Origin of the sequence: Myxococcus sp. CA051A (assembly GCF_013336705.1) — a bacterium.
GTDB lineage: Bacteria > Myxococcota > Myxococcia > Myxococcales > Myxococcaceae > Myxococcus > Myxococcus llanfairpwllgwyngyllgogerychwyrndrobwllllantysiliogogogochensis.
Genome location: NZ_JABUMS010000009.1, coordinates 31,819 through 47,449 on the forward strand (window position 1 = coordinate 31,819; position 15,631 = coordinate 47,449).

Here is a 15,631-nt window from a genome sequence, read left to right on the forward strand (position 1 = left end):
ATGTTCCAGTGGTGCGGCTCCTCCAGCCCCAGCTCGAAGAACCAGTGCTGGATGGGCGTGAGCGCCACCGGGCCCACCACGGGTCCCTGCTCGGCCTGCACCGCGAGCCGTGTTCCCGCCACCGTCGCGAGCCTCGCCACGGTGGGGTTCTGGAAGAGCTGCTTCGGAGACAGCTCCAGACCCGCCGCCCGCGCACGGGTGACAATCTGCAAGCCGAGGATGGAGTCGCCGCCCAGCTCGAAGAAGTCGTCGTGGATGCCCACACGCTCCACGTTGAGGACCTGCCGCCACAGCTCCGCGAGGCGCGCCTCCACCTCCGTACGGGGCACCGCGTCCTCCGCGCTCGAGGCCTTCGACGGCTGGGCCTCCGGTGCCGGCAACGCGCGCGCGTCCACCTTGCCGTGACGCGTACGAGGCAGCGCGGCAAGCGTGACGAAGGCGGACGGCACCATGTAGGGCGGCAGGCGGGAGAGCAGCCACGACTTCAGCGCGCCCGAGGTCAGCGCCTCGACCTCTCCGGGACTCCGCGCCACGACATAGGCGACGAGCCGACGGGGCCCACTCCCCTCCGCCCTCGCCACCACCGTCGCCTCCCGCACCTCGGGATTCGCGAGCAGCGCGGCCTCCACTTCACCCGGCTCGATGCGGAAGCCTCGCACCTTCACCTGCGCATCCGCGCGGCCCAGGAACTCCAAGCTCCCATCGCGGCGCCAGCGGGCCATGTCTCCCGTCCGGTACATGCGCGCGCCCGGTCGCGTGTCGAAGGGGTCCAACACGAAGCGCTCGGCGGTGAGCCCGGGCTGGCCCAGGTACCCTCGCGCCACGCCGGAGCCACCCACGTGGAGCTCGCCCGGTGCGCCAGGCAGCGCCAGCCCACCTCGGGCATCCAGCAGGTACACCTGGGCACCCGGCACGGCCCGACCAATGGGCACATGTCCCTGCTCGTCCCGCCGGACACGATGCACCGTGCTCCAGATGGTCGCCTCCGTCGGACCGTACTCGTTGAACAACGGCACCGACGGCAGGGCCTCGTGATGCGCGCGCGCCAGTTCGAGCGTGCAGGCCTCTCCGCCCACGCTCACCGCGCGCAGGCCCACCAATCCTCCCGCTGGCGCCGCCGCGAGCACCTCCGCGTAGAGAGCCGGCACGGAGATAAGGTGCGTCACGCGAGCCCTGGCCACCAGCTCCGCCAGCTTCCTCGGGTCCTCGCGGTCCTCCACGTCCGGGTAGCGCAGCGTGCCACCCTCGAAGAGCGACCAGAGCAACCCCGCCAGCGAGGCATCGAAGGTGAACGGCGCCAGGGACAACACGACTCCGGGGGCGCCATAAACCTGCTGTCGTGCCCGCGTCGCCGAGACGAGCTGGCGGTGCTCCAGCACCACCCCCCTCGGCTTGCCGGTGGAGCCCGAGGTGTAGACGATGCAGGCGGCCTGGTGCGGCTGGGGCTCCGAGGGCAGCGCGCTTGCACCCATCGGGAGGGCCTCCAGGGTCACCACCGCCATGCCCTCTCGCGAAGGCACACGCGCCAGCCAGGCGCCGGACGTCACCACCGCGTGCGCCTGGGTGTCCTCGATGATTCCGGACAGCCGCTCGGAGGGATGCTCCAGGTCGAGCACCACCACGGCCGCGCCCGCGCGCAGGATGCCGAGGAGGCCCGCCACCACGTCGGACGGTTGCGCGAGCGCGAGCGCGACGATGTTCCCCGAGCCCGCGCCCACCGCCTTCAGCGCTCCAGCGAGGCGCGCGGACAGCGCATCGAGTTCGCGGTAGGTGAGTCGGCGGGTGCCGTCGTCCACCGCCACGACGTCGGGGTCGGAGGAGGCGCGCGCGGCGAAGCACGCGGTCACCGTCTCGCCCGCCGTCGACTCGCGCGAGGGCGCAGTGGCCCACTCGACGAGGAGCTGGTGACGCTCATCCTCCAACAGCACGGAGAGCTGGGACAGGCGTCGCTCGGGATGCGCGGCCAGTTGCTCCAGCAGTCGCAGCAGGTGCCCCGAGAGTCGGTGGATGGTGTCCGCGTCGAAGAGGTCCGTGTTGTAGTCGATGCCTCCGGACAGCCCCTCCTTCGACTCCACCAACTCCAGCATGAGGTCCAGCTTCGTGGCCCCCGTGTGGACGGCCTGGCTGCTCAAGCGCAGACCGGCCATGGTCAGCTCGATGGGCGGCGTGTTGTGCAGCACGAGCATCGTCTGGAAGATGGGCGTGTGACTCAGGTCGCGAGCCACATGGAGCGCGTCCACCAGCTTCTCGAACGGCACTTCCTGGTGGGCGAAGGCCCCCAGCGAGGCGCGGCGCACGCGGCCCAGCAGCTCCGTGAAGGTGGGGTCTCCGGACAGGTCCGCGCGCAGCACGATGGAGTTGATGAAGCAGCCGATGAGCGGCTCGATTTCGGGTCGGTTGCGTCCAGCGACGGGAGTGCCCACCGCGAAGTCATGCTGCCCGGTGTACGCGTGGAGGAGCGTCTGCCACGCGGTCATCAACACCATGAACGGCGTGGCGCCTTCTCGCCGACCCAGTGACACCAGCGCGTCCGTGAGAGACCGGGAGAGGGAGAGGGGCAGTCTTGCGCCCGGATAGGTCTGCACCGGAGGCCGGGGACGGTCCGTGGGCAACCGGAGCACGGGGACGTCCGCCAGCACGTCGCTCCACCAGGCCTGCTCGGCCGCCAGCTCCGGGCCTCGCATCCATTCGAGCTGCCAGGCCGCGTAGTCCGCGTACTGCACCGTGATGGGTGGGAGTGGAGACGGCTGGCCCGCGAGGAAGGCGGCATAGAGGCTCGCCAGCTCAGGGAACATCACGCCCAGGGACCAGCCATCCGAGACGATGTGGTGCATGACGATCAGCAGCACATCCTCGTTCTCGCGGACGCGCAGGAGTGAAGCCCGCAGCAGCGGCCCCGTCTCCAGGTCGAAGGGCTTGCGCGCCTCGTCCCGCGCCCAGCCGTCCACTCCCCGGGCGTCCCCTGCATCCATCGTGAAGACCCGCAGGGGCACTTCGAGCGCCGCGGAGATGTGCTGCACTCCGCCCGCGTCGGACATCGAGAACGTCGTCCGGAGGACCTCGTGGCGACGCACCACCTCGTTGATCGCGCGCTCGAGCGCGGCCACGTCGAGCGTGCCGGTCAGCGCGAGCATCACCGCGTTGTTGTTGGCCACATTCCCCGGCTCCAACCGGTCCATGTACCAGAGCCGTTGCTGCGAGAACGAGAGCGGCAGCGGGCGCTCCCGGGAGACATGCGGAATGGGCGGAGGGCCCTCGCGCCGAGCGGCGCCGTTCGACTGCGCCACGACGCGGGGCGGGGTCGGACGACGTGACGACACGGGCAGCGGCGGCAGCAACTCCAACGAGCCATCCAGGTGGCGGCGCGCCCTGCGCCCCATCGCGAGGCGAGGCCCCGCGCCGCCGTCCGGAAGCAGCCGGAGCGCGGCGGACGCCGGAGCATTCCAGAGGCCGCGTGGCGCCTGATCGCCCAGCACCGCCAGCTCGCCCACCACACCCGTGGGCACGGAGCGGCCTCGCGCATCCACCACGTCCCAGGACAGGGGCTCCTTCGACGAAGGTGAAGCAGACCCGGACCGCGTCCACGCCCCCAGGCCGAGCAGCGGGTCCCGGCGCGACACCTCGACCGGCAGCGCACGCGACAGCGCGTCCGCGACCTCTCCCTTCGCCTCCTCCAGCAAGACGCGCCGCACGGGACGCAGGACCTCGGCGGCGGAGGGCAGCTCCGACAGGGCCTTGGCGAGCGTCGCCGTGAGGTGCAGGTGCGTGGCGCCCGTCTGGCGCACCAGGGACAACAACGCCTCGGCGGCGCTCGGCCCTTCGTGGAGCGTCACGGTGGGCACGGGCGACGCGGACAGCGGCGCATGTCGCCGCCGCAGCACATCCAACTGCTGGAGCGAGTCGAGCGTCGCCTCCACCTCCACGCCGAAGTCCACGAGGCAGGCCACTTCATCCACATCCAGGCGCTTCACGCGCTCCACCACCGGCCCGCACGTGTCCGGGGTTCCGAAGAGGCCCCCATCCTCCACGTAGCGCGTCAGCCCGTGCTCCAGCAGGGCATCCATGTCCCCCGGAGTCAGCGAGCGGAAGTCTCCCTTGAGGCCCAGGCTGGCCACGAAGGCCTGAAGGATGTCCACGGAGCTGCGGAAGTATTCGAGCAGCGGCTTGCGCACGCGGCGGCGGACCTCGGCCTCGTCCTCGCCCAGGAATGCGTGGAGCATGAGGCTCACGTGTCCCCGCCCTGGATGACCGTGTTGCCGCCAGGCCTCGCGATAGAGGGCCACCTTCGACGACAGGTCCTCCAGGTTCTGCCCCATCAAGTTCGTGAGGACGTACGCCCCCATTTCACCCGCCATGCGGAACGTGTCCGGGCTCCCCGCCGCCGTGAGCCAGAACGGAAGTTCCTTCTGGACGGGACGTGGACGGAGGAACACCTCCACCTCGTCACCCGCGCCGTTGCGCCGAAGCACCGAGCCGCCACGCCACAGCGTGCGCACCTCCTCGATGCCCTTGAACATGACCTCCTTGCGCCGCGCGTACCGGTCCGGCGCGAAGACGAAGTCATTCGCATGCCAGCCCGATGCGAACGACACACCCACGCGGCCGTTGGACAGGTTGTCCAGCACCGACCACTCCTCCGCGACGAGGATGGGGTCATGCAGCGGGAGCACCACGCTGCCCGCGCGAATCCCCAGCCGCTCCGTCACCGTGGCCACGCCCGCGCCGACGACAGCGGGGCGGGGGTAGAGCCCTCCGAAGGAATGAAAGTGCCGCTCGGGGGTCCACACCGCCGAGAAGCCCTGCGCGTCGGCGTACTTCGCCGCCTCCATCAGCAAGCGGTACTTGCGTCCCCCCAGCGAGTCCTCGTCGTTGGCGAAGAACGACAGGCTGAAGTCGGGCCCAGGCCGTGTGCCCGCTCCGCTCGAAGTGGCCAGCACGAGGCGGGCACGCTCCGACGGCAGCACCACGCGCAGGCCTCGCGTCAGCGCCCACAGCAACTCCAGTCCCGTCCCCGGCGCCCCCGCCTCTTCCGCCGACAGCCAGGTCCCCTCCTTCACCTCGGCATTCGAGTCGAGGCGCCGGAACAGCGCATCCACCGTGCGCACCGTGTGCATGGCACGCAGTCGCGCTCCCGTCGGTCCAACCAGCGACTCCAGGCAGACCAGGGTCTCAGCCGAGGACTCCATTGAGCCTCGCGAGGCGGAGGCATCCAACGTAAGGCCTCCCTCCACCGCCAGCGTGGAGAGCGCGCGGACGGAGATGACCCGAGCCGGGTCCAACGGCACGCTCGTGTGCAACCGCTCGTGCGTCAGCAACAAGGGCGGTGGGCCACCAGCAGGCGCGAGGGCCGCGAGTTCCCTGAGCTGGGGGGTGGAGAGGAGCACGTAGCCGCCGCCCGCCTCCAGGACCGCCCAGAGCGCCACCACGCGCTCCACGGACGGTTCAAGACAGAGCGCGACCAGCACCTCGGGGCCCACGCCCTTCGCACGCAGCTCGGACGCAAGCCGGCGCGACTCCGCGCGCAGTGCGCGCCACGTGAAGTCACCTTGGCCCTCCGTCGACACAGCCACCGCATCCGGAGCCCGCGTGGCACGAGACTCCAGCAACGCGGAGACCGTGCTCGGCGGCGCCGACAAGTCAGCGGGCGAGACGCGCGCGAGCGCCTCCTGGCCCTCGGCCTCCAGACGCAGTCCGGACAGCGGTTGCCCCGGGTCCGCGAGCGCGGAGGTGAGCAATACCGTCCAGTGCGACAGCAGCCGGTCGATGGTCTCGGGCGCGAACCGCTCCACCGCGTAGTCGAGCGTGCCCGCGAAACCGCCAGCATCCTCACCCATCGACACGGACAACGGCGACAGCACCGCGCCGAACCGCGGCGGCCCCTCCTCGACTTCCACCAACTGCATCCGCAGATCCGGAGCATCCAGGACCGCATCGAACCGGGGATGCAGGACGAAGAGCGCATCGAACACGCGCTCGCGGCCCGGGTTCCGCGTGGGCTCCACCTCCCGGATGAGATGCTCGTAGGGGACGTCCGGCTGCGCGTACGCGTCCAGCGTGACATCGCGCACGCGCCCGAGCAGCTCACGGAACGTCGGGTCACCCGACAGGTCCGTGCGCAGGGGCACCGCATGCGCGACGTAGCCAATCAACGGCTCGAGCTCCGGACGATTCCGATTGCCAATGGGCGTGCCCACGATGATGTCGTCGCGGCCCGCCCATCGCGCCAGCAGCGCCTGCCAGGACGCGAGCAACACCATGAAGGCCGTGACGCCCTCTCGCCGCGCCAGGGCGTGGATGCCGCTCGTCAACGACGCCGAGAAGCCGACGCCGCGTCGGACTCCGCTGAGCGCGGGCCCCACGCCAGGCGGCAGGTCCACGGGCAGGTCCAGCGGCCCGGGCATGCCCGCCAACCGCTCACGCCACGTCGCCGCCTGCGCGGTGGAGGCCCCCGACTCCAGGAACTTCCGCTGCCAGGCCGCATAGTCGATGTACTGAATCGCCAGCTCCGGAAGCGGCGACGACTCCCCTCGCTTGAAGGCGCCGTACAGCGCGCCCAGCTCCGAGCTGAACACCACCAGGGACCACGTGTCGCAAACCACGTGATGGACCGAGATGACGAGCAGGTGCTCCCGCGCCGAGAGCTTCAACAGTCGCGCGCGAACCACCGGCCCGTGGGCGACGTCGAACGGCTGGGACATCTCCGCGAAGACCCGCCGTCGCCACTCCGCTTCGCGCGCCTCCTCCGCCATCTCATCGAGGGAGTCGATGACCAGGGGAACGCGCGCCTCCGAAGAGACTCGCTGCACCATCCGACCGTCCACGAGCGGATACGACGTGCGCAGGGCTTCGTGACGCCGGACCACCTCCTCCAGGCTTCGCCGCAGCACCGACACGTCGAGCACGCCCGTCAGGCGCAGGGCCACGGACATGTTCAGCGCGGGATTGCCTGGGAGCGCCTGCTCCAGCGCGCAGACCCGCTCCTGCACCACCGACAAAGGCAGCACCCCATCCCGAGGAACCCGCACGAGCGGCGGCAGGACACCGTCCTTCGCGGACAGTCCCTCGGTCCCCAGTCGCGTCTGGATTCGCGCGGCCAGGCCCGCCACGGTGGGCGCCTCGAACAAATCACTGAGCGGAAGCTGGACGGGGAAGGCTTCACGCAGCCGCGTGAGCATCTGTGCCGCCATCAGCGAGTTTCCACCCAGCTCCAGGAAGTCGTCGTGGATGCCAAAATCCGAGCGCCCCAACCGCTCGCGCCAGATGCCGAGCACGCCCCGCTCCACATCCGTTCGCGGGCCCGCCTTGTCCGCGGGGACGTCCATCACCTCGGGTGACTCCGCGCCGCTGGTGTCGAGCGCGTGAGCCACGGTGGCCGCAGTCGTCGTCGCGAGCACCTTGGGCGCATCCAGCGCGAAGCGCCGACGCTGGAACGGATACGTGGGCAGCGACACCCTGTGGCGTTGCTCGTTCGCGTAGACCCGCTTCCAGTCGGGCTCGAGCCCGGACTCCCACAGCGCGCCCAGGGCCGCCATGAGCACGCCGTACTCCCCCACCTTCGAGTCGGCCCGAGGCAGCGAGGCCACCACTCGCCCTCCGTGTCCGCGCAGTCCCAGTCGCGCCAGCGCCGTGAGCGCCTGGTCCGGTCCCACCTCCAGGAAGAGCGTGAAGCCGCCCTCCTTCAGCGTCTCCAGTCCCTCCCCGAAGCGCACCGGGGCCCGCATCTGACGTGCCCAGTACGCGGGGTCCGTCGCCTCCTCCGGACGAATCCACGTGCCCGTGACGCTGGAGACATACGGCACCCGGGGCGCGGAGAGCCGCAGGCCCGCCACCACGCGCGACAGCTCCTCTCGCAGCGGCTCCACGGCCTCCGAATGGAAGGCGTGCCCGGCGGGCAGGCGCAGCACGCCGACGCCTCGAGCCACCAGCTCCCGCTCCAGGGCCTCGACCTCCGCCGTCGGTCCCGACACCACGCACCGCTCGGGCCCGTTCACCGCCGCCAGGGCGAGGGCTCCCGTCAGCAACGGGCGCACCTCCTCCTCCGCGCAGCCCACCGCCGTCATGCTTCCCGGGGGCAGCTTCGACATCAGCCGACCGCGCGCCACCACCAGCGTCAGCGCGTCCTCCAACGGCAGGACGCCCGCGAGGCACGCCGCCGTGTACTCGCCGAAGCTGTGTCCCAGCAGCGCTCCCGGCTGGATGCCCCACGACTCCCAGAGCTTCGCCAGCGCGTACTCCACGCAGAACAGCGCGGGCAGCGCATGGCGCGGGTCTCCCAGCGCCTCGCGTGCCGCGGCCTCCGCGCCCGGGCCCGGAAGCAGCACGTCTCGCAGCACCTGCTCCAGCGAGGGCCCCAGTTCTCGCAGACAGGTGTCCACCGTTTCGCGGAAGAGCGGCTCCGCGCCGTACAGCTCGCGCCCCATCCCCAGCGACTGCGCGCCCTGCCCCGGAAACAGGAAGGCCACGCGCCGCTCGCGCGCCGCCGCCACATCCTCCAACACGCGTCCGTTGCTGGGAGTCCGCAGCCGCGCGAGCAGCTCCGCCCGGTCCCCAGCCACCACCGCGAGCCGATGCTCGAAGCCACCGCGCCCCACGTTGCGCGTGAAGGCCACGTCCGCGAGCGACATGTTCCCAGGGGCCGTCTCCAGCCACTCCGCCAGCTCACGCACCGACGCGGAGAGCGCCTGTGCGGTGCGCGCGGACAGGGTGATGAGCTGCGCGGGCCGAGCGCTCGGGCCCGAGGCTTCCTTCTTCGGCGCCTCCTCCAGCACCGCATGCGCGTTGGTGCCGCCAATGCCGAACGAACTCACGCCCGCGCGCCGGGGCACGTCTCCGCGCGGCCAGGCGCGCTTCTCCGCGACGACGGAGAACGGGCTGCTCGCGAAGTCGATGGCGGGGTTGGGCGACGTGAAGTGGAGCGTGGGAGGCATCACCTCCTCGGAGAGCACCAGGGCCGTCTTGATGAGCCCCACGAGTCCGGCCGCCGTATCGAGGTGGCCGATGTTCGTCTTCACGGAGCCCAGGGCGCAGAAGCCCTTGCGGTCCGTGTCCCGCCGGAAGGCGCGGGTCAGCGCCGCGACCTCGATGGGGTCTCCCAGCGCGGTGCCAGTGCCGTGCGCCTCGACGTAGCCGATGTCGTCCGCGGTCAGTCCCGCATAGGCGAGCGCCTCGCCGATGACATCCGCCTGCCCTTCCACGCTGGGCGCCGTGTAACCCACCTTCAGGCCACCATCGTTGTTCAGCGCGGAGCCTCGGATGACCGCATGGATGTGGTCTCCATCCCGCAGCGCATCCGCCAGCGGCTTGAGCACCACCGCCGCGACGCCATTGCCCGGCACCGTGCCGGCCGCGCGCGCGTCGAAGGCACGACAGTGTCCGTCGGGGGAGAGAATCATCCCCTCCTGGAAGAGATACCCCGTGCGCTGCGGCAGGGAGATACGCACCGCGCCCGCCAGCGCGATGTCGGACTGGCGCAGCAGCAGGCTTTGACAGGCCATGTGGACCGCGACCAGGCCCGTGGAACATGCCGTGTAGACGGCGAGGCTCTCGCCACGCAGCTTCAGCTTGAAGGAGGCCTTGGTGGCCAGGTTCTCGCCGGACGTGCCCATCACCTCGTACAGCGAGGCCGGGTCCAGTTGCCCCTGTCCCAACATGCCCAACGTGTGCAGCGAAGGGGCCGCGCCCGCGTACAGGGAGATCTTCCCCGAGTAGCGAGTCGGGTCATAGGCCGCATCCTCGAGCGCGGCCCAGGCGCACTCCAGGAACACCCGCTGCTGCGGGTCCATCCACAACGCCTCGCGTGGGGGCACGTCGAAGAAGTCGGCGTCGAAGGTGTCCGCCCCCTCCATCACTCCGGCCACGGGCACGAAGTCCGGGTGTCTCCGCAGCGCTTCGGGCACCAGCGGCGAAGTCTCCAGCGCCTCCGGCGACAGGCGGGAGACCGACTCCACGCCGTCGAGCAGATTGCGCCAGAAGTCCCGCACATTCGCCGCGCCGGGGAACCGCCCGGACATGCCGATGATCGCGATGTCGTTGCCACTTCCGCCCGTCAGGTCCTGGTCCGCCATGTTCTCAGGTATTCCTTCCGCCGCGACGCTGGAGGGCCTGACGACGGGCCTCCGCACGCTCCTGATGCTTTACCGTCTGCGTCCCTGGCTCCGACTCGGAGGACAGCCTCCGCGCCAGCGCATGGACGGTGGGATGCTCGAAGAAATGGGTGACGGGAACGTCCCGCCCGAGCACCTCGCGCAGCCGCGCGCACGCGCGCACCGCCGACAGCGAGCTGCCGCCCAGGTCATCGAAGAAGTGGGCGTGGACGCTCACCGTCGGATACCCGAGCGTCTCCGCCCATGCCTGGACCAACGTCTGCTCCAAGGGTGTGCGCGGAGCACCTTCCGAGGGCGCCGCTCGCGTCGGAGCCGGCAGGGCCCGCGTGTCCACCTTGCCGCTGGACAACAACGGCAGTGCCTCCAGGGTGACGAGGTCCGCGGGAATCAGGTGTTCGGGCAGGCGCGCGCGAAGGCTCGCTCGCACCTCTCCCGGCGTCGGCATCCCGCCTTCCGGGGGCACCACGTACGCGACCAGCCGAGGCTCTCCACCCGCAGGCGGGCGCCACACACGGACATGGGCCTGCCGCATTCCCGCCAGCTCGCGCAGGGCCACCTCCACCTCGCCCGGCTCGATGCGGAACCCGCGCAGCTTCACCTGCGCATCCACGCGGCCCAGCAAGTCGATGTGGCCAGAGGGACGCCAGCGCGCCAGGTCCCCGGTGCGATACAGGCGCGCCCCGGGCCGTGGGCCATACGGGTCCGGGACGAAGCGCTCCGCCGTCAGGTCCGGGCGCCCTTCGTAGCCGCGTGCGACGGCCGGTCCTCCCAGGAACAACTCCCCCGTCACCCCAGGAGGAACGGGCCGCAGGGCCTCGTCGAGCACGTAGGCATCGACATGCGGCAAGGGCGGACCGATGTCCGGCGCCCCGGTTCCGACCACGCACGTGGACCACGCCGAGCAGACCGTGACTTCGGTAGGCCCATAGGCGTTCAGCATCACCCGCCCAGGAGCGAAGCGGGTCACCAGGTCTTCCGGACAGTGCTCGCCCGCGGAGACGAGCGTCTTCAGGTCGGGAAGCGGTGTCTCCGGCAGCAACGTGCAGGCGGAGGGAGGGAGCGTCACGAGGGTGATGCGTTCTTCTCGCAGCACGCGGTGCAGCGCCTCACCCGCGAGCACTTCGCCAGGAGGAGGCAGGACCAGCGTCGCACCCGTCATCAGGCCCTGGATGTATTCCCAGACGGAGACGTCGAAGGCCGGTGACGCGAACTGGAGCACGCGTGCTCCGGGGGCCAACGCGAAGCCCTGTCGAATCGTCTCGACCAACTGCAGGGCGCTCCAGTGAGAGATCATCACGCCCTTCGGACGGCCGGTGCTTCCGGAGGTGTAGATGATGTACGCCGTGCAGTCCGACGAGGGCAGCGCCCGTGCTTCGAACGGCGACTCCCCGTCACGTGTGTCCCGGGCTCCGTGCTCCTCCCAGAGCAGCGTCGTCACGGCTTCGGGCAGGGTCAGCCGCCGTGCGAGCCGCTCTTGGACGAGCAGCCAGCGCGCCCCGGCGTCGCTCAACATCCACGAGACTCGCTCCGACGGGTAGCCCGCGTCGAACGGCACCACCGTTCCACCGGCCTTCAACACCGCGAGGAACGCGATGAGCGCCTCGGGGCCCCCGCGCTCCATCTGCACACCAACACGGCACTCCGGACCGACGCCCTGACAGCGCAGCCTCGCGGCGACACGGTCCGACCAGTCATTCACCTCGCGATAGGTCCACCGCGACGTGCCCGCGACCAGGGCCACGGCCTCCGGCGTCTTCGCCACCCAGGATTCGAAGGCCTCGTGCAGACCGGTCATCGGGGGGGCTTCGGACATCGCGCGCCTTCGGCCGGTGGCCAGCGCCGCGCCCCGCTCTTCCTCATCCAGCACCGGCAGGTCGAGCACCGGCACGTCGGGTGTCCGCGATGCCGCGTCCAACAGCGCGCCCAGATGACGGGCCATGCGCTCCACGACTTCGGCATCGAAGAGGTCGGTGCAGTACTCCAGGCTGGCCGCGAAGCCACCGCGCGACTCCGCCATCGACAACGTCAGGTCGAAGGCCGAGGCCTGATTGCGCAGCGGTACGGACTCCAGCTCCAGCGCCCCCAGCCGGACCCGCGTCCCCTCGCCTCCGAGCGCGAAGGGCGCGAGGGCTTCACGACCCGGACGCCCGGAGTGCAGCACGAACATCGTCTGGAAGACGGGCGCGCGCGACGCATCCCTCCGAGGCTGGAGCCGCTCGACGAGCCGAGCGAAGGGCAGCTCCTGCCGCTCCAGCGCGGACAGCACCGTGCCGCGCACCTCCGCCAGCAGCGCGGAGAACGACAACCCTTTCGTCACGGTGGCGCGCAGGGCCACGGGGTTGACGAAGTAGCCCACCTGTCGAGCCAGATCCGCGCGTGCCCGACCCGCCGTCGGCGTCCCCACCAGCAGGTCTTCATGTCCCGTGTAGCGGCGCAGGAAGGCGAGGTAGCCGGACAGGAGCACCATGAAGGGCGTGGCACCGCGCGCGCTCGCCAGCGACACCAGGCGAGAGGCGGTCTCCGCCTCCACTCGGAAAGTCACGGCCGCGCCTCGGAAGGACTGGAGCCGAGGCCGTGGACGCGAAGTGGGCAACTCCAACACCGGCAGCTCTCCGCTCAGTTGCTCACGCCACCACGCCTGGAGCCCGTCGCCTCGTGAACCGGAATACAGCGCCTCCTGCGCGCGGAGGATGGGCGCGACGCGAGCCGGAGGTGGCGGCAGCGTCGGAGCCACGCCTTGGAAACCGGACGTGTAGAGGAGGCCCAGTTCCTCGGCCATCACCTCCAACGACCAGAAGTCGGTGATGAGGTGGTGGAACACGAGCAGCAGCACCGGTCCACCCGCGACGTCGGTGAAGACGCGCATGCGCATCATGGGCCCGCGCTCCAGGTCGAAGGGACGGTGGGTCTCCACCTCCAACCGCTCGCGCAAGGCCCCTTCCGCCCACCCTTCGGCCGACTCGCGCTCCAGGGCGGGCGCGGCGGCGGGACGCAGCACGGGCTCGCCGCGCTCCTCGGGGAAGGCGCACGCGAGGGCAGGATGGCGGGTGATGAGCACCGAGAACGCGCGCTCCAGAACCCCGAGGTCCACGTCCGGAGCGAGGCGCATCGCGCGCGCGATGTGGTACGCGGTGCTTCCTGGCGCCATGCGCTGGAGGAACCAGAGCGCGCGCTGACCGTCCGAGACATGCGGCGTCGCGTCCTCCGACACCGCTGGAGTGGACGACTCCACCACCGAGCTCCGCGAGCGCTCCACCCACGCCGTCACGTCACGCAGACTCGGCCCTTGCAGCAACAACGTCGGGGGCAGCGACACGCGCCACGTCTCTTGCACCGCGTGCATCACATCCAGCCCGCGCAGCGAGTCCAGGCCGTACTGCGTGAGCGGCGCATCGGCATCCAGCGAGCTCGCGGAGACACCCAGCCGGTGCGCCACCTCGCTCGCGAGCCACGAGAACACGTCTCCTGAAGTCAGCGCCTCGGACACGCTCGCCACCTCGTCCCGCGCGAGCACGTCCGCGCGGCTCTCCCGCCACTCCTTCACGACCTCCAGGCCGTCGGTGAGGAACGCCTGCTTCGTCACGCGCCGCTGCACCTTGCCGCTGGACGTCTTGGGCAGGCTGCCCGACGTGATGAGCACCACCGCGTGCGCGGCCACGCCGTGCTCCTCGACGAGCGTGGCGCGGATGCGCGCGAGCGCCTCGTCGATGATGCCCCCTTCGGCCGCCTTCCCGGAGACCTCCTGGACGATGACGAGCCGCTCCTCCCCTTCCGCCTCCACCGAGAACGCGACGCCACACCCCGGACGCAGGGCCGGGTGGCCGCGCTCCACCGTCAACTCCAGGTCCTGCGGGTAGAGGTTGCGCCCGCGCAGGATGAGCACGTCCTTCAAGCGGCCCGTGACGAAGACCTCGCCGCCCTCGACGATGCCCAGGTCTCCCGTGCGCAGGAAGGGCCCCTCGCCCGTCCCCGCGAGGCGGCCCCGGAAGTCACGCTCCGTCTCCTCGGGGCGCTGCCAGTAACCCTCCGCGATGCTGGGCCCGCGCACCCACAGCTCGCCCACCTGGCCCGGGGCCTTCGGCTCGCGCGTCTGGGGGTCCACCACGCGCAGCTCCTGCGCGCCCAGCACCTCGCCGCTGCCCACGAGGACTGCTCCGGCGTCGGCGTGCTCCGGTGCTCGCGCCTCGCCCCGCTCCAGGCCCTCGCGCGAGAAGCTCTTCACCACCAACTCCACCGGACGCTCCGCGACGCGCTGGCGGCCCGTGACGATGAGCGTCCCCTCCGCCAGGCCGTAACAGGGATAGAGCGCGTGGCGGCGAAAGCCCGCGGGCGCGAAGGCCTCCGCGAAACGGTCCATCGTCTCCGCGCGCACCGGCTCCGCGCCACAGAACGCCACCTCCCAGCGACTGAGGTCCAGCGCGGCCCGCTCCTCCGGCGTGCTCTTGCGCACGCACAAGTCGAACGCGAAGTTGGGCCCGCCACTCACCGTGCCGCCGTGGCGCGAGATGATCTCCAACCACCGCATGGGCCGCTGGAGGAAGAACAAGGGCGCCATCAGCGACGCATGCATGTCCCGGAACAGAGGATGGACGATGCCGCCAATCAGCCCCATGTCGTGGTACGGCGGGAGCCACGAGACGAACCTCGGGTCCGGCTTCGCGTCGAACCCTCGGGAGATGAGCTCGCAGTTGTGCATCAACTGGCGGTGCGCCAGCACCACGCCGCGTGGCGAGCCGGTGGAGCCCGACGTGTACTGGAGGAACGCCACCGTGTCGTCGCGCACGCCCGCCTCGCGCCACGACGCGGCCTCACCGAGAGGAACCGTGTCCGTCGACAACCAGCGCAGCGCCCGCAGGTCTTCCAGTCCTTCGGTGAGCGGCCCTACCAGCTCCGAGATTCCGGACGTGGTGAGCGCCACACGCGCGCCGCAGTCCGCCACCAGCGCCTGGAGCCGGGGCAGCGTGCGACCCAGTCGCATCACATCCGGCGGATATGCGGGCACCGCCACCACGCCCGCATACAGACACGCGAGGAAGCCCACCACGTACTCGCGCCCTGGCGAGTACATGAGCAGCGCCCGGTCTCCTGGCGCCATCTCTTGCTGGAGCCGCGCCGCCACCGCGCGCACCTGCGCATCCAGTTCAGCATAGGTGACGGTGTGCTCCCCCTCTTCGTCGACAAACGTGAAGATGGAGTCGGTGGGCTGAGACACCGCCCGGGCACGGCACACGTCGACGAGGGTAGCGTTCTCGGGACGAACGAACGCGGAGGCGGGGGCAGCGCGAGTCGGCAAGTGCATGTCGAGTGTCCCGGGGGGATTTTCAGGAGGACGGAAGCCGTTTCAGCCCGGCACACACGCGTCCCGTGAACCCGGGGGGCGTTGACCTTGCTGCACCGACCGACGCCCCCTGGATTCCCCCTACTTTTAATGGATTCTCGGCATCCAGAAAAGTCGTGTCATCACGAATGACCCAGCACATCGGTGTTGACCGGTTGCATATTCACGAACGTTCGTGGCGATGTGCCGC

General features: G+C 70.7%; 2 protein-coding genes (1 of these 2 cut by a window edge). Both read right to left on the reverse strand.

Annotated features, from left to right (window positions below; translation table 11 throughout):
• Positions 1-10,064 carry the 5' portion of a non-ribosomal peptide synthetase/type I polyketide synthase gene (locus tag HUA74_RS25120; protein WP_174456589.1) on the reverse strand. 1,336 nt of this gene lie to the left of the window's left edge, so the window shows 10,064 of its 11,400 coding nt (coding positions 1-10,064); it begins with the start codon at positions 10,062-10,064; the stop codon falls past the left edge of the window.
• A gap of 4 nt (positions 10,065-10,068) precedes the next feature.
• The gene (locus HUA74_RS25125; RefSeq protein ID WP_174456590.1) at positions 10,069-15,402 is read right to left on the reverse strand and encodes a non-ribosomal peptide synthetase; all 5,334 of its coding nucleotides are present in this window, start codon (positions 15,400-15,402) and stop codon (positions 10,069-10,071) included.
• Between the last annotated feature and the right edge of the window lie 229 nt (positions 15,403-15,631).

What these genes read in the sequence shown, in the direction of transcription:
- HUA74_RS25125 (WP_174456590.1), bottom strand. Translation starts at nt 15,402, where the DNA reads ATGCACTTGCCGACTCGCGCTGCCCCCGCCTCCGCGTTCGTTCGTCCC.